Source organism: Roseateles sp. DAIF2 (assembly GCF_015624425.1).
In the GTDB taxonomy this organism is placed as follows: Bacteria; Pseudomonadota; Gammaproteobacteria; order Burkholderiales; family Burkholderiaceae_C; genus Kinneretia.
Map to the genome: position 1 here is coordinate 4,632,361 of NZ_CP049919.1, position 14,742 is coordinate 4,647,102.

Sequence of the window (14,742 nt, forward strand, 5' to 3'; positions counted from 1 at the left end):
GCGACTAGCGAAAAGCCCGATTTTCCGTCATGAGTCCCGGGCTAGCATCGCAGCCATGAAATGGCCCCGCCTCCTCGCCCCCCTGCTGCTGGCCCTGACGGCGGGCGCGCAATCGCAGACCATCGAGCGCAACAGCCTGGGCATGGCCTTCGTCAAGATCCCTGCCGGCGAGTTCCTGATGGGCAGCGAGGAAAGCCCCGCGGTGCTGGCCGCCGCCTATCCGCAGCTGCCGCGCGAGCGCTTCGAGAACCTGGCCGACGAGGGGCCGGTGCATCGCGTCCGCATCACCAAGCCCTTCTGGCTGGGCCGCCATGAGGTCACGGTGGGCCAGTTCCGGCGCTTCCTGGAGGCCTCTGGCTACCGGCCCGAGTCGATCGCCGACGGCACCGGCGGCTATGGCTGGCGCGCCGACTACGACCCGGCCACCAGCCGGCGCGGCGACGCCTTCGAGGGCCGCCAGCCACGTTACTCCTGGGCCAACCCGGGCTTCGCGCAGACCGACGAGCATCCGGTCACCAATGTCACCTGGCACGATGCCCAGGCCCTGGCCGACTGGCTCAGCAAGACCGAGGGCAAGCGCTACCGCCTGCCGACCGAGGCCGAATGGGAATATGCCTGCCGCGCCGGCACGCGCGGCCGCTACTCCTCCGGCGACGATCCGCAGTCGCTGCTGCGCGCCGCCAATGTGTTCGACGCCGACAGCGCCGCCCACTGGCCGCGCTGGCAAGACATGGCCCTGAAGGGTCGCGACGGTTTTGCCTTCACCGCGCCGGTCGGCAGCTTCGCGCCGAACGCCTGGGGCTTATACGACATGCATGGCAATGTCTGGGAATGGGTGGCCGACTGGCATGGCGACGACTACTACGCCAAGTCGCCACTGGATGACCCGCAGGGCCCCGCCGAGGGCGGCGTCAAGGTGCGCCGCGGCGGCTCCTGGCATACCTGGGCTTTTTACGCCCGCGCCGCCTACCGCAACTGGAACGATCCCAGCACCCGCTACACGCTGGTGGGGATCCGGTTACTGCGGGAAGACGACTGACTCGAAATCAGGCGTAGCTCTGCAGCGGGCGCGTCTCGGCCGTGTCCAGGTGCGGCAGCGTGTTGAAGCTCTGCAGCGTGAACTGCCGGGCGTTGAACACCACCTCGCTGATGGCGCTGTTGCGGATGCGCAGGTTCAGCTCGATGCCGGTCTCGGGCGGGGCGCCCAGCACCTGGGCCAGCGCGGTGGCGATCGGCCCGCCGCTGGAGACGATCAGCACCTCGCCCGAACAACGCTCGCGCACATGGGTCAGCGCGCCAGCCACGCCGGCGGCGAAATCGGCATAGCTGGGCATGCCCGCCGGCGCGGTCTCTGCCCGCATCCAGGCCAGGAGGCCCTGTCGCAGCAGGCGGAAATGCTGCTTCGCCGCCTCGGCATCACGCGGTTTCTCCAGCGGCTCGGGATGGATGGCCGCGATCACCGCGCCACTGTCGTACTCGTTCAGCCCTTCCCAGACCAGCGGCTCGGGCAGGCCGCTGCCCAGGCCCTCGGCGATCGCGGCCAGCGACTGGCCGTGGCGCCGCAGCGAACCCAGCAGCACCGCGTCGAAGCGTGGCGGTTGGCCGCGCGCGCGCCAGTATTCGCCCAGCAGCCGGCATTGGCGCTCGCCCAGCGCGCTGAGCTGGTCATAGTCGTCGGCGCCGAAACTGGCCTGGCCATGGCGCACCAGATGGAGCATTCCCATGGGCCGGATCATGGCGCCGAAGTGTTCGAAATGCTGTCGCCCCGGCGACCGCTCCCGACTCGGTTAAAATCCCGGCCTTCTTTCGTCTTGGCGCGCCATTACCGGTCCCCGCCAGTCTTTTTCTACGGAGCCATCATGGGCAACAAGATCAAAACCGAAGCCGACCGCCGCGCTACCCCGCGTCCCGTTGGCGCTCCCCCGCTCGGCGAAGGCCGCGGCCAGAAGAGCAGCCTCGAGCGCGGCTCGCACACCCGCAGCAAGAAGAACCCGGGCAAGCGCCCGCATTCGGGTTGAGCTGTTGACCCCTCGCCCAGGGGTACCTGGGCGGTCCCCCGAGGGGACGCCGATGTCTCAGGGGCTTGCCCCTTCGCCACATCGGCTCAAATCACTCTTGGGACGGCCCGGCGAGTGATTTGACGCCAGATACCGAATACACAGGCCCGGCCCATCGACCGGGCCTGTTTCGTTTCCTCCCCCACATGCATTGATCGCTAACCATGATCCGCATCAACGAACTCCGTCTGCCGCTCGACCATGCCGAGCCCGCGCTGCGCGCCGCCGTCATCGCCCGCCTGGGGCTGGCCGACGCCGAGCTGAGCGCCTTCCACGTCTTTCGCCGCGGCTATGACGCGCGCAAGAAGTCGGCCATCGTGCTGGCCTACACGATCGACTGCGAGGTGACGGTCGACGAGGCCGCGCTGCTGCAGCGCCTGGCCCAGGACAAGAACATCCGGCCCACGCCGGACACCGAATACAAGTTCGTCGGCCATGCGCCGGCGGACTTCTACACCAGCGGCGAGCCCCGGCTGCGCCCGGTCGTGGTCGGCTTCGGCCCCTGCGGCCTGATGGCGGCCCTGGTGCTGGCCCAGATGGGCCTGCGCCCGATCGTGCTGGAGCGCGGCAAGCAGGTGCGCGAACGCACCAAGGACACCTGGGGCCTGTGGCGCCAGAGCGAGCTGAACCCCGAGTCGAACGTGCAGTTCGGCGAGGGTGGCGCCGGCACCTTCTCGGACGGCAAGCTCTATTCGCAGATCTCCGACCCGCGCTTCCTGACCCGCAAGCTGCTCAACGAATTCGTCAAGGCCGGCGCACCGGAGGAGATTCTGTTCGTCAGCAAGCCGCATATCGGCACCTTCCGCCTGGTGTCGATGATCATCAAGATGCGGGCCGAGATCGAGGCGCTGGGCGGCGAGATCCGCTTCAACGAGAAGGTTTCCGACCTGCAGATCGAGGACGGTCGTGTTCGCGGCGTCATCCTGGCCTCCGGCGAGCAGATCCGCGCCGACCAGGTGATCCTGGCCCTGGGCCACAGCGCGCGCGACACCTTCGCGATGCTGCACGCGCGCGGCGTCTACATGGAGGCCAAGCCCTTCTCTATCGGCTACCGCATCGAGCACCCGCAGTCCATCATCGATGCGGCGCGCTTCGGGCCGAACGCCGGCCACGAGATCCTCGGCGCGGCCGACTACAAGCTGGTGCACCACGCCAAGAACGGCCGCTCGGTCTACAGCTTCTGCATGTGCCCCGGCGGCACCGTGGTGGCCGCGACCAGCGAGCCGATGCGCGTCGTCACCAATGGCATGAGCCAGTACTCGCGCGCCGAGCGCAACGCCAATGCCGGCATCGTCGTCGGCATCACGCCCGAGGATTACCGCCAGGACGGCAAGACGGACGGCAGCCCGGTCAACCCGCTCGACGGCATGGCCTTCCAGCGCATCTGGGAAAGCCGCGCCTACGAGCTGGGCGAAGGCGGCTACAAGGCCCCAGGCTCCCTGGTCGGCGACTTCATCAAGCGCCAGGTCAGCCGCGAGTTCGGCAACGTCGAGCCCAGCTACAAGCCGGGCGTGACCCTGACCAATCTGCAGAAGAAGGGCTTCGGCAGCCTGCCCGACTATGCGCTGGACGCGATCAGCGAGGCCCTGCCCGCCTTCGAGCGCCAGATCAAGGGCTTCAGCATGGCCGACGCGGTGCTGACCGGGGTCGAGACCCGCACCTCCTCGCCGCTGCGCGTAACCCGCGGCCGCGACTACCAGAGCCTGAACGTCAAGGGCCTCTACCCGGCCGGCGAAGGCGCGGGCTATGCCGGCGGCATCATGTCGGCCGGCGTCGACGGCATCGAGGTGGCGGAGGCGGTGGCCAAAAGCCTGCTCAAGTTGGGTTGACAGCCGGGCCAGGCCAAGGCGTGTCGGCCAGATAGCAAGCCTGCGCCGGAGCTGCAAAGCATGTAGCGCTAGGCTGAATCGACATTCAGAGAAGAGATGTCGGGAGATGAGACGATCCGGGCCGGAGGAACCAAGCCCGAATGTCACGCCCCAGCCGCTACGAACTGACAGATCACCAGTGGGAACGTCTTGAGGGTTTGCTGCCAGGCAAACCCTCAGACCCAGGACGAAGCGGTGTGGACAACCGTGCCTTCGTCAACGGCGTGCTTTGGGTGCTGCGCTCAGGTGCCCGCTGGAGCGATCTGCCGGAGCGCTACGGTAAGTACAAGACGGTGCACAAGCGCTTCACGCGCTGGGCGGCCGCCGGGGTCTGGGAGCGGGTGTTTGCCGTGCTGGTCAAGGACAGGGGCAACCAAGACCTGCTGATCGACAGCACCATTGTTCGTGCGCACCAGCAGGCTGCGACCGGCAAAGAGGGGCCAAGAATCCGGCTCTGGGGCGTTCCCGAGGCGGGCTGAGCACGAAGATCCACATGGTCAGCGATGGTCATGGCAGGCCTTTGAGGCTGATTCTCACGCCGGGACAAGTCAACGACATCACCCAGGCCCCGGCGTTGCTCAAGGACTTCAAGCCAACGCACGTGCTGGCGGACAAGGGCTATGACAGCCGAGCCTTGGTGGCTCAGATCGAAGCGTTTGGCGCGCAAGCGGTGATTCCGCCGCGCAGTTGCCAGCAACCCCGTCCCTTCGATGCCAAGCTATACCGGGCTCGCAATGCCATCGAGCGATGCTTCGGCCGACTCAAGCAGTTCCGTCGCATCGCGACCCGTTATGACCGCAAGGCCGCCAACTTCATGGCCTTCCTCTGCTTGGCCTCAAGCCGAGCTTGGCTTCCGCCTTGAATGTCGATTCAGCCTAGCTACGCCTGCCGCGAATCCGCTGCTTGAAGGGTTGGAACCCGCCGCCTTGGTTCGAAGCCGGCTGGCCGGTCTTGGGGCGCTCGAAGTAACGCTTCCACAAATAGACGATCAACGGGATGAGTACTGTGCCAAACAGGTACTGTGAGTTGTCGCGCAACATCTGCACAAGCCTACCCTCTGAGGGAGGAAGAGGCTCAACCAGGTCCTGCTTGCGCTCGCTGGCGGTGCCGGTGTTGCCAGCTCCTGTTGGGTCAGCCTCCAGCAACTGATCTGGCAGCAAAGGGTTGGCAACGACGGTAATCTTGCCTTCGAACGACACGCGGCCCGGTAGTTCTTTGGGAGAAGAGCTTTCCATCGGGTACAGCTTGAAGCCGAGACCATGCTCGCCTGTCTTCAGTGCTACGACGGTCCATCGCCATCGGATGTAGTCGCCTACGAGCTTCTGGACGGGCTCGGTGTCATGCGCGTCCACCTTGAACTCCGAAGGGGAAAAGCTCAGCTCGGCCTTCATGTAACGGTCTACCTTCGTCTGCGCGTGGATAGCTCCTGGCTGGATAGCAAGCTGCCGCTGCAGCTCCGCACCACTGAGCTGAGCGCTGACCAGGACTTCGGCAACGAAAGGGTGCTGGTGACGTACTCGCCGAGTGGCGTTGAAACTGACCGAGCCGTCCGGCAGTTGATTCCACTCATGGTTCTGCTTTCGTAGCGCAGCAGTTGCTCTCGATGGACGACCGGACGATAGTCTTGCCTTCGCACTGGTTGCGGCAGGGGCACCTACCCGTATGGTTTCAGTTCCGTCATCAGCAGGGCTAGAAGGCACTGGCACCGGAGCTATGTCTCGTGGACGTGAAGTAGGTGGTGCCTGGCTCGGTTGAACTGGGCGAGGTCCGCCGCTTCCGGTATGCCCAAGCTCCCGGATTAGCAGGCCCAAACGCGATGAGACTTCGGGCGGCCTGTCGACGGACTTCGTTTCCACCGATGCCTTCGGCAGAGACAGGCAACCAGCAATGAGCGGAAGCAGGCAAGTAAGGCTGGTGCTGCGTACAGATATGCCCATGTAAGGGCGGCCTCTCCGGGCAGATGTATTCATATTCAGCTCCCTGCGACATTCTCCGGTGAGGTCCACCGAAGCTTCGTTTGTCAAAGAATGTAAATTGGGGGCAATTTGGAGGCAATGTGTGAACTGGCTTTATGGTTCACGCGAGCTTCGTCAGTTCTGTTGAGTAGCAGCGCCCCGCCGGTATCACAACCGCATCGGCTCGGTCTTTTATGCCCCAAGAAGCACTGCCGTGCGACCAGTTCGCCGCTGAACCGCTTGCCGTCTGCACTTGGACCTGGGCCAGGTGGTGGAGGCCTCAGTAGCTGCCGCACCTTCTCGCGGTTGTATGGGCAGATCGCCCCGTCTAGGCCTGGGTCCGGGAACGTCACCAGTGCGCCGGTCTAAGCTAGGCATACGCCGCAGGCCCGACTCATCCCAAGCCCAGGCCCCCAACGAGGCAATGCTGCCTTGCAGCTCAGGCCCGCTGGGCAAGGCTACGCAGGCTTACCCTGTTGGACGATAGGCTCTATGCTGCGCCCCCATCAGACACAAGGAGGGAGCATCCATCATGAGCGACGACGGCCAGGGCTTCGGCCCCGCCACCCCGATCCTGCGCATCTTCGACGAGGCCAAGGCCCGGTCCTTCTACCTGGACTTCCTCGGCTTCGAGATCGACTGGGAACACCGCTTCGCGGACGGCATGCCGCTGTACCTGCAGGTCTCCAGGGGCGGCTGCCAGCTGCATCTGTCCGAGCATTACGGCGACTGCAGCCCCGGCGCGCGGGTGCGCATCCCCTGTGCGGTGCTGGACGCCTACCAGCAGCGGCTGATCGACCAGCGCAACCCGAACATGCGCCCCGGCATCCAGACCCAGCCCTGGGGCCGCGAGATGGAGGTCACCGACCCCTTCGGCAACCGCCTGACCTTCTTCGAGGACGCGCCCGAGGAGTGAGCGAGTTCAGCAGGCCAGCAATTCCCTGAAGTTCGGCGCCACGCCGGCCTCGAAGGCCAGCTCGAGCCCGCCGCCCGCGGCCAGCAGCCACCCGCCCTGGGCCATCACCAGCTCCAGGTGCAGCGGGCCGGCGATCGTCCCCGGCAGGGGCAGCAAACCCGCCCGGCGCTGCGGCCCGACCCGGAGCGCCGACTCGGCACCGATCCGCCCGAGCAGCGGACCGTCCGCGTCATCCAGGCGCTCGATGCGGGCCTGGTGCAGCCGCAGGACCACGCCGCGGCTGTAGCCCTGGATGCCACGCGGCTCGCCCGCTGGCCGCTGCTCGACCTGGGCCACGGCCAGGCGCAGCAGCAGGATCCCTTCAGGACCTGGCCACTCCAGCGCGGCGAGTTCCGAATCCGGCAGCGAGAGCAGCAAGGGCAGCGACAAGTCCATGCCGCACTCTAACGCCCCGCCTCCAGCCCCCGCACCCGGCTCATCGCCAGCGCCGCCGCTGCGGTGCGGGTCTCGACGCCCAGCTTCTCGAACACATGCTCCAGATGCTTCTGCACCGTGCGCGGGCTGGAGCCGAGGATGTCGCCGATGTCGGCATTGGTCTTGCCCTTGACCACCCAATACAGCACCTCGGCCTCGCGCGCGGTCAGCTTGAAGCCATGCACCAGACCGTCCAGCAGCGCGGCATCGTCGGCCTCGCGCATCACGATCAGCCATTGGCCCTCGCCCAGCGCGTCGGGGTCGACCGCGTGCAGGGTAAAGCTCAGCCGCTTGGCGCCGCGCGTGCTGAGGAGCGCCGCGCCGGCGGCCGCGGTCGCCTGCGGCAGCACGGTCAGCTTGGCCGGCTCGGCGCCGGCGCGGCGGCGCAGCACCTCGCGATGCAGCCAGACCAGCACCTCGGGCGGCAGCCGGCCGCGCTCGAAATGCCCGCCGCTGAAGTACTCGGCCATCAGCTGGCGCGCCAGCGCGGTCTGCCAGACGCAGCGGCCGTCCAGCTCATGCACCGTCAGGCTGGCATGGCCAAAGGCGTCCAGCGCATTGCGGGCCTGGCGCTGCGCGCGCGCGCTGCGCAGATGGGCGGCGATGCGCGCCAGCACCTCGCGCGGACGGATCGGCTTGGTCACATAGTCGACGCCGCCGGCCGCGAACGCGGCCTCGACATGCTCGGTGTCCGACAGCCCGGTCATAAAGATGATCGGCGCGGCCGCGGTGCGCGGGTCGGCCTTCAGCCGGCGCGCCACCTCGAAGCCGTCCAGGCCCGGCATCAGCGCGTCCAGCACCACCACATCGGGCGGCAGCTGCGCGGCGCTCTCCAGCGCGGCCGCGCCGTCGAAGGCGACCAGCACCGTGTAGCCGGCCTCGTCCAGCGCGTCGTGCAGCAGGGCCAGGTTGTCCGGCACATCGTCGACGATCAGCACGCGCTCGGCATGCGAGGCGACGGGGGGATTCGGCAGCAGGTCTTTGTCGTCTTCGCTCACGTTGGGTCTCCGGAAGACTCTGATTGCAAGGCCCGTGCCACCAGCCGACTCATCGCCTGCAGCTGGAACTCGCGCGCCAGTTCGCGCAGCTCGAGAATGAGGCCGGCGCCCTGCGGCTCCTCGCTCGCCATGCGCTCCAGCTGCTCGCGCGCACCCTGCACATGCCCCTGGCGCAGCAGGGCCTGCACGCACAGCAGGCTAGCACGCGAGGGCAAGGCGCCGCCAGCGGCCGCGGGCGATGGTGGCGCCGGCTCGCGCAGCCGCCATTGCAGGCCCAGATGCCGGCCCAGCCAGTCCAGCAACTCATCCACCCGCACCGGCTTCAGGATGAAATCCTCGGGCCGGATGCCCAGGCCGTTCTCCAGCCCGCGGTCGAAGGCATTGGCCGAGACGATGGCGGCCGGCGCGCCGGACAGGCCCTGCGCGCGGATCGCCGCCAGGGTCTGCCAGCCGTCCAGGCCCGGCATCGCCAGGTCCAGCAGCAGGGCCTCGGCCGGCCAATCGCGCAGCAGGGCCAGGGCCTCAGCCCCGCTGTCGGCCAGGCGCAGCTCGAAGCCCAGCGGCTCCAGCATGCTGACCAGCAGTTGGCGGTCCGCCTCCTCGTTGTCCACCACCATGAGGCGCCGCGCCGGCCCCTCGAAGCCGATGCGCGCGGCGCGGCGCCGCTGCTGCGCCAGTGCGCCCCCGGCCAGGCGCGGCAGGAAGAGCTTCAGGCTGAAACGGCTGCCCTGCCCCGGCACGCTGTGGGCCTTCAGCTCGCCGCCCATCAGCTCGGTCAGCATCTTGGCGATCGTCAGGCCCAGGCCGGTGCCTCCGCCGGCCACCGCGTCGCCGCGCTCGAAAGGCTCGAACACGCGCGCCAGCTCCGCCGCCGTCATGCCCGGCCCGGTGTCGGCGATCTCGAAGCGAGCCATCTCGCCGGCGTGGCTCAGGCGCAGCGAGACCGAGCCTTCGGCCGTGAATTTGATCGCATTGCCGAGGATGTTGATCAGGATCTGCTGCACCCGCTTGCCATCGGCCCGCACCCAGTCCGGCAGGCCGGCCGGCGCCTGGTAGACGAACTCCAGGCTCTTGGCCCGGGCCTGCAGCGAGAGCAGGCGCACCAGATCCTCGACCGCCTCGCCGAAGGCCCAGGGCGCCGGCTCCAGCTTGAAGCGCCCGGCCTCGATGCGCGCCAGGTCCAGGCTGCCCTCGATCAGCGACAGCAGATGCTCGCCGCCGCGGCGTATCACCGTGACCGCCTGGCGGCGGTGCGCCGGCATGCGCTCGTCCTCGTCGAGGATCTGCGCATAGCCGAGGATGGCGTTCAGCGGCGTGCGCAGCTCATGGCTGATGCTGGTGATGTAGCGGGTCTTGGCCTCGTTGGCCGCCTCGGCCTGCACTTTTGCCTGCTGCAGCCGGGCGTCGGTGCGGCGGTGCGATTCGATCTCCGCATGCAGGGCCTCGCTCTGGCGCCGCGATTCCTCCTGCGCCACCTGGCGGCTCTTGTGCGTCAGCACCAGCCACCAGCCGATCACGCCAGAGAGCAGCAGCAGCGCGACCAGGGCCTTGGCATAGGACGCCTTCAGATGCGGCGCCAGGCCGGCCGCGTCGGCGCCCAGCCGCCCCAGCTCATGCTGGTAGAGCAGGCCGAACAGCAGCAGCAGCACCGGCAGCACCAGGGCCATCAGGCCCAGGTACTGGATCAGCCCGCTGTCCAGCAGCGGCCACAGCCGCCGCGGCAGCAGCGCCTGCAGCAGGCCGCGCGCCTGCACGGCCAGGCGCGCCTCGGGTTTGCACAGGTCCTCGCAGCGCGCATCCAGCGAGCAGCACAGCGAGCAGATCGCGCCGCGATAGGCCGGGCAATGCGCCATGTCCTCGCTCTCGTATTCGCGCTCGCAGACCACGCAGCGCAGGCGTTGCAGGCCAAGCTGCGGGCTGCGGCGCGCGATGTAATAACGGCCCCTGGTCAGCCAGGCGATCAGCGGCGACACCAGCAGCGCCGTCACCAGCGCGATCAGCGCCGAGAAGGCCTGGGCCAGCGGCCCAAACAGGCCCAGGTGCGCCGCGATCGACAGCCCCGAGGCCGCGGCCATCGCGCCGACGCCGACCGGGTTGATGTCGTAGAGATGCGCGCGCTTGAACTCGATGCCCGGCGGCGACAGGCCCAGCGGCTTGTTGATCACCAGGTCCGCGACCACCGTCATGATCCAGGCGATCGCGATATTGGCGTAGAGGCCCAGCACCCGATCCAGCGCCTGGAACAGCTCCATCTCCATCAAGAGCAGCGCGATCAGGGTGTTGAACACCACCCAGACCACGCGGCCCGGATGGCTGTGGGTCAGGCGCGCGAAGAAATTGCTCCAGGCCAGCGAACCGGCATAGGCGTTGGTGACATTGATCTTCAGCTGCGAGACGATCACCAAGAGCGCGGTGGCCGCCACCGCCCAGCCGGGGCGGCTGAACACCGTGTCGTAGGCGACCAGGTACATCTGGTTCGGGTCCACCGCGCGCTCGGCGGGCACCATCAGTTTGAGCGCCAGATAGGCCAGCAGCGCCCCGCCCAGCATCTTCAGCACGCCGACGATCACCCAGCCCGGCCCGCCGACGAACACCGCGGCCCACCAGCGCCAGCGTCGCCTCGGGTCCGGCGTCGGCATGAAGCGCAGGTAGTCGGCCTGCTCGCCCATCTGCGTGATCAGCGCGATGCCCACCGTCATGGCGGCGCCGAACAGCGGCAGGCTGAACTGCCCGCCATTGCCATGTGCGCCGGCATAGCCCTGGATCTGCGTCGTCAGCTCCGGGTAGCGGCCAAAGACATAGAGATACGGCAGGATCAAGAGCGCCAGCCAGAGCGGCTGGGTCCAGACCTGCAGCCGCGCGATCGCGGTCACGCCATGGGTCACCAGCGGCAGCACCACCAGCGCGCAGATCAGGTAACCCCAGGCGGGCGGGATGTCGAAGGCCAGCTCCAGCGCATAGGCCATGATGGCAGCCTCCAGCGCGAAGAAGATGAAGGTGAAGCTGGCGTAGATCAGGCTGGTCAGGGTGGAGCCGATATAGCCGAAGCCGGCGCCGCGAGTCAGCAGGTCCATGTCCACGCCATGGCGCGCCGCATAGACGCTGATCGGCCAGCCGGCCAGCAGGATGATCAGCCCGGTGGCCAGGATGGCCCAGAAGGCGTTGGCGAAGCCGTACTCCACCAGCAGGGTCGCCCCCACCGCCTCCAGCACCAGGAAGGAGGCCGCACCGAAGGCCGTGTTCGCCACCCGCGCGCCGGACCAGCGCCGAAAGGCATGCGGTGTGAAGCGCAGCGCATAGTCCTCCAGCGTCTCGCTGGCCACCCAGGCGTTGTAGTCCCGGCGGATCTTGATGACGCGCTGGACGGGTTCGGCGGCACTCTGGACGGATGCAGGCTGCGACGGCATGCTGCCTCCCTATCAAGACCCGTGCCTTGCTTGGCACCGATCCTGCAAGAGCCGCCACCATGGAACTGACACCCCGTGTTCAGCCGCAGGCTGCTCGGGCTGACTAATATGAATCGAGCGTAGCGAGATGGAACTCACGCCCCGAGAGAAGGACAAGCTGCTGATCTTCACCGCCGCCCTGTTGGCGGAGCGCCGCAAGGCCCGCGGCCTGAAGCTGAACTACCCGGAGGCGGTGGCCCTGATCAGCGCCGCGATCATGGAAGGCGCGCGCGACGGCAAGAGCGTCGCCGCGCTGATGAGCGAGGGCAAGACCGTGCTGAGCCGGGCCGACGTGATGGATGGCATCGCCGAGATGATTCCCGAGATCCAGATCGAGGCCACCTTCCCGGATGGCACCAAGCTGGTGACCGTGCACCAACCGATCGCATAAACGACCACGACGCACCAAGATGATGAAGAGAATCTCGCAAGTCCTGACCCTCTTGACGCTGGGCTGCCTCAGCGGCCTGGCCTTCGCCCATGTGGGCCCGGACGGTGCAGCCCACCATGGCTTCACCGAAGGTTTCAGCCACCCCTTCACCGGCCTGGACCATCTGGCCGCGATGCTGGCGGTGGGCATCTGGAGCGCCGGCTCGGCGCGCCGCCAATGGCTGGCGCCGGCGGTCTTCGTGATCATGCTGCTGGCCGCTGCGCTGCTGGCCCAGGGCGGCCTGGTATTCCCGGCGGTGGAGCCGATGATCGCGGCCTCGCTGGTGGCGGCCGGCCTGCTGCTGCTGCTGACGCCGCTGCAACAACTGCCGCCGGCCGTCGGCGCGCTGCTGATGGGCGGCTTCGCGCTGTTCCACGGCGCGGCCCATGGCCAGGAGCTGGCCGGCGCCGGCGCCCTGATCGGCATGGGGCTGGCCACGGCCCTGCTGCACGGCCTGGGCATCGCGCTGGGCCATGCGCTGCGCCGCTGGTCGATCTGGCTGCCGCGCGCCGCCGGCGCGGGCGTTGCCTTGATGGGCATAGGGCTGCTCGCATGATCCCCGGTGAATTACTGATCGACGATGAGTCGGCCGTCCATGAACTCAATCCGGGCCGGCGCACCTTGAGCCTGGTGGTCGAGAACGCCGGTGACCGGCCGATCCAGGTCGGCTCGCATTACCACTTCGCCGAGACCAACGGCGCGCTGCGCTTCGACCGCAGCGCGGCGCGCGGCATGCGGCTGAACATCGCCTCCGGCACCGCGGTGCGCTTCGAGCCGGGCCAGCAGCGCACGGTGGAGCTGGTGGACTATGCCGGCGACCGGCAGGTCTGGGGCTTTCGCGGCCTCGTTCAAGGAAGCTTGTAATGGCACAGATGGGACGACGGGCCTACGCCGAGATGTTCGGACCCACGGTTGGCGACCGCCTGCGCCTGGCCGACACCGCGCTGGTGATCGAGGTCGAACAAGACCTGACCCTGCGCGCCGGCGGCTATGGCGAGGAGGTGAAGTTCGGCGGCGGCAAGGTGATCCGCGACGGCATGGGCCAGTCACAGCGGCCCAACGGCCCAGGCCCGGCCGATGCGGTGGACTGCGTCGTCACCAATGCGCTGATCATCGACCACTGGGGCATCGTCAAGGCCGACATCGGCATCCGCGGCACCCGCATCGCCGCCATCGGCAAGGCCGGCAACCCGGACGTGCAGCCGGGCGTCGACATCGTGATCGGCCCGGGCACCGAGGTGATCGCCGGCGAGGGCCTGATCGTCACGGCCGGCGCGATCGACACCCACATCCATTTCATCTGCCCGCAGCAGATCGAGGAGGCGCTGATGTCCGGCGTCACCACGATGATGGGCGGCGGCACCGGCCCGGCCACCGGCACCTTCGCCACCACCTGCACGCCCGGCCCCGCCAACATCCGGCGCATGCTGCAGGCGGCCGACGCCTTCCCGATGAATATCGGCTTCCTCGGCAAGGGCAACGCCAGCCGGCCCGAGGCGCTGCGGCAACAGATCGAGGCCGGCGTGATCGGCCTGAAGCTGCATGAGGACTGGGGCACGACCCCGGCGGCGATCGACTGCTGCCTGAACGTGGCCGAGGAGACCGACACCCAGGTCTCGATTCACAGCGACACCCTGAACGAGAGCGGCTTCGTCGAGGACACGGTCGGCGCGACGAAAGGCCGCACGCTCTGCGCCTTCCATACCGAGGGCGCCGGCGGCGGCCATGCGCCGGACATCATGCGCGTGGTCGGCGAGCCCAACTTCCTGCCCTCCTCCACCAACCCGACGATGCCCTACACGGTCAACACCGTGGACGAGCATCTGGACATGCTGATGGTCTGCCACCACCTGGATGCCAGCGTGGCCGAGGATCTGGCCTTCGCCGAAAGCCGCATCCGGCGCGAGACCATCGCGGCCGAGGACGTGCTGCACGACCTGGGCGCGATCTCGATGTTCTCGTCCGACAGCCAGGCGATGGGCCGGGTCGGCGAGATGGTGATGCGCTGCTGGCAGACCGCGCACAAGATGAAGCTGCAGCGTGGCGCGTTGGGCGGGCCGGGCGGTGACACGGATCGCAACGACAACGAGCGGGTCAAGCGCTACATCGCCAAGATCACGATCAACCCGGCACTCTCGCATGGCGCGGCGCACGAGATCGGTTCGATCGAGGTCGGCAAATGGGCCGACCTGGTGTTCTGGCGCCCGGCCTTCTTCGGCGTCAAGCCCAGCCTGATCATGAAGGGCGGCTTCATCGCCGCCGCCGCGATGGGCGACCCGAACGCGAGCATCCCGACGCCGCAGCCGGTGCATTACCGGCCGATGTTCGGCAGCTTCGGCGGCGCGCTGCACGGCGGCTCGCTGACCTTCGTCTCGCAGGCCGGCCTGGCCGCGGCCCAGGGCTATGGCCTGGCCAAGACCCTGGCCACGGTGCGGGGCAACCGCCGGGTGACGAAACGCGACATGGTGCGCAACGACTACCTGCCGCAGATGAGCATCGACGCCCAGACCTACGAGGTGCGCGCCGACGGCCGGCTGCTGACTTGCGAACCGGCCCGGGAACTGCCGCTGGCGCAGCGCTATTTCCTGTTTTAAGGCG

The 14,742-nt window shown here is 68.0% G+C and carries 14 protein-coding genes; 9 read left to right on the top strand and 5 right to left on the bottom strand.

Translation table 11 applies throughout. From position 1 onward, the window contains the following. Window positions 1-55 precede the first annotated feature (55 nt). Window positions 56-1,039 (top strand): formylglycine-generating enzyme family protein, encoded by a 984-nt coding sequence (locus tag G8A07_RS21290; RefSeq protein ID WP_195793955.1) that lies wholly within the window; start codon window positions 56-58, stop codon window positions 1,037-1,039. A gap of 7 nt (window positions 1,040-1,046) precedes the next feature. Here G8A07_RS21290 and G8A07_RS21295 read toward each other — a convergent pair whose 3' ends face one another. Continuing rightward, window positions 1,047-1,724: a histidine phosphatase family protein gene (locus G8A07_RS21295; RefSeq protein WP_195793956.1), complete on the bottom strand. Its 678-nt coding sequence runs from the start codon at window positions 1,722-1,724 to the stop codon at window positions 1,047-1,049. Window positions 1,725-1,859: 135 nt separating this feature from the next. On the opposite strand from G8A07_RS21295, the gene G8A07_RS21300 reads away from it, so the two are divergent. The 3 genes from G8A07_RS21300 (at window position 1,860) to G8A07_RS21310 (ending at window position 4,787) form a co-directional block, all read left to right on the top strand. Next, the gene (locus tag G8A07_RS21300) at window positions 1,860-2,018 is read left to right on the top strand and encodes a hypothetical protein (protein WP_195793957.1); all 159 of its coding nucleotides are present in this window, start codon (window positions 1,860-1,862) and stop codon (window positions 2,016-2,018) included. 203 nt (window positions 2,019-2,221) lie between these two features. Beyond that, the gene (locus tag G8A07_RS21305) at window positions 2,222-3,886 is read left to right on the top strand and encodes an NAD(P)/FAD-dependent oxidoreductase (RefSeq protein WP_195793958.1); all 1,665 of its coding nucleotides are present in this window, start codon (window positions 2,222-2,224) and stop codon (window positions 3,884-3,886) included. Window positions 3,887-4,026: 140 nt separating this feature from the next. Further along, window positions 4,027-4,787 (top strand): IS5 family transposase gene (locus G8A07_RS21310; protein ID WP_213086187.1). Its coding sequence is split into 2 segments (ribosomal slippage): window positions 4,027-4,372 and window positions 4,372-4,787, totalling 762 coding nucleotides; the frame shifts between segments, so codons are not numbered across the junction. 13 nt (window positions 4,788-4,800) lie between these two features. On the opposite strand, the gene G8A07_RS21315 is transcribed toward G8A07_RS21310, so the two are convergent. Beyond that, complete coding sequence (locus G8A07_RS21315; RefSeq protein ID WP_195793960.1) at window positions 4,801-5,316, bottom strand: hypothetical protein; 516 nt, start codon at window positions 5,314-5,316, stop codon at window positions 4,801-4,803. Between the two features lie 1,096 nt (window positions 5,317-6,412). Between G8A07_RS21315 and G8A07_RS21320 the strand changes: the two genes are divergently transcribed. After that, window positions 6,413-6,796 (top strand): glyoxalase superfamily protein, encoded by a 384-nt coding sequence (locus G8A07_RS21320; RefSeq protein ID WP_195793961.1) that lies wholly within the window; start codon window positions 6,413-6,415, stop codon window positions 6,794-6,796. Window positions 6,797-6,802: 6 nt separating this feature from the next. On the opposite strand, the gene G8A07_RS21325 is transcribed toward G8A07_RS21320, so the two are convergent. From G8A07_RS21325 to G8A07_RS21335, 3 genes are read right to left on the bottom strand one after another with little or no spacing between them, the layout of a single operon-like run. Further along, on the bottom strand, window positions 6,803-7,231 hold the full coding sequence (locus G8A07_RS21325; RefSeq protein WP_195793962.1) for a hypothetical protein: 429 nt from the start codon (window positions 7,229-7,231) through the stop codon (window positions 6,803-6,805). A gap of 8 nt (window positions 7,232-7,239) precedes the next feature. Continuing rightward, window positions 7,240-8,268: a response regulator gene (locus tag G8A07_RS21330; protein WP_195793963.1), complete on the bottom strand. Its 1,029-nt coding sequence runs from the start codon at window positions 8,266-8,268 to the stop codon at window positions 7,240-7,242. Next, window positions 8,265-11,675 carry an ATP-binding protein gene (locus tag G8A07_RS21335; RefSeq protein ID WP_195793964.1) on the bottom strand — a complete coding sequence of 1,137 codons (3,411 nt, stop codon included), beginning with the start codon at window positions 11,673-11,675 and terminating at the stop codon, window positions 8,265-8,267. Before G8A07_RS21335 ends, G8A07_RS21330 begins: the two co-directional genes overlap by 4 nt. Before the next feature lie 127 nt (window positions 11,676-11,802). Between G8A07_RS21335 and ureA the strand changes: the two genes are divergently transcribed. From ureA to ureC, 4 genes are read left to right on the top strand one after another with little or no spacing between them, the layout of a single operon-like run. Further along, window positions 11,803-12,105 (top strand): urease subunit gamma, encoded by a 303-nt coding sequence (ureA, locus tag G8A07_RS21340; RefSeq protein WP_195793965.1) that lies wholly within the window; start codon window positions 11,803-11,805, stop codon window positions 12,103-12,105. A 19-nt stretch (window positions 12,106-12,124) separates the two neighbouring features. Next, entirely contained in the window at window positions 12,125-12,700 is a 576-nt protein-coding gene (locus G8A07_RS21345) for a HupE/UreJ family protein (protein WP_195793966.1), read from the top strand. Further along, entirely contained in the window at window positions 12,697-13,008 is a 312-nt protein-coding gene (locus G8A07_RS21350; RefSeq protein WP_195793967.1) for an urease subunit beta, read from the top strand. The genes G8A07_RS21345 and G8A07_RS21350 overlap by 4 nt, the downstream gene beginning before the upstream one ends. Further along, window positions 13,008-14,738 carry an urease subunit alpha gene (gene ureC, locus G8A07_RS21355; protein ID WP_195793968.1) on the top strand — a complete coding sequence of 577 codons (1,731 nt, stop codon included), beginning with the start codon at window positions 13,008-13,010 and terminating at the stop codon, window positions 14,736-14,738. Before G8A07_RS21350 ends, ureC begins: the two co-directional genes overlap by 1 nt. Window positions 14,739-14,742: the final 4 nt, after the last annotated feature.

What these genes read in the sequence shown, in the direction of transcription:
- G8A07_RS21290 (WP_195793955.1), top strand. Translation starts at nt 56, where the DNA reads ATGAAATGGCCCCGCCTCCTCGCCCCCCTGCTGCTGGCCCTGACGGCG.
- G8A07_RS21295 (WP_195793956.1), bottom strand. Translation starts at nt 1,724, where the DNA reads ATGGGAATGCTCCATCTGGTGCGCCATGGCCAGGCCAGTTTCGGCGCC.
- G8A07_RS21300 (WP_195793957.1), top strand. Translation starts at nt 1,860, where the DNA reads ATGGGCAACAAGATCAAAACCGAAGCCGACCGCCGCGCTACCCCGCGT.
- G8A07_RS21305 (WP_195793958.1), top strand. Translation starts at nt 2,222, where the DNA reads ATGATCCGCATCAACGAACTCCGTCTGCCGCTCGACCATGCCGAGCCC.
- G8A07_RS21315 (WP_195793960.1), bottom strand. Translation starts at nt 5,316, where the DNA reads ATGAAGGCCGAGCTGAGCTTTTCCCCTTCGGAGTTCAAGGTGGACGCG.
- G8A07_RS21320 (WP_195793961.1), top strand. Translation starts at nt 6,413, where the DNA reads ATGAGCGACGACGGCCAGGGCTTCGGCCCCGCCACCCCGATCCTGCGC.
- G8A07_RS21325 (WP_195793962.1), bottom strand. Translation starts at nt 7,231, where the DNA reads ATGGACTTGTCGCTGCCCTTGCTGCTCTCGCTGCCGGATTCGGAACTC.
- G8A07_RS21335 (WP_195793964.1), bottom strand. Translation starts at nt 11,675, where the DNA reads ATGCCGTCGCAGCCTGCATCCGTCCAGAGTGCCGCCGAACCCGTCCAG.
- ureA (WP_195793965.1), top strand. Translation starts at nt 11,803, where the DNA reads ATGGAACTCACGCCCCGAGAGAAGGACAAGCTGCTGATCTTCACCGCC.
- G8A07_RS21345 (WP_195793966.1), top strand. Translation starts at nt 12,125, where the DNA reads ATGATGAAGAGAATCTCGCAAGTCCTGACCCTCTTGACGCTGGGCTGC.
- G8A07_RS21350 (WP_195793967.1), top strand. Translation starts at nt 12,697, where the DNA reads ATGATCCCCGGTGAATTACTGATCGACGATGAGTCGGCCGTCCATGAA.
- ureC (WP_195793968.1), top strand. Translation starts at nt 13,008, where the DNA reads ATGGCACAGATGGGACGACGGGCCTACGCCGAGATGTTCGGACCCACG.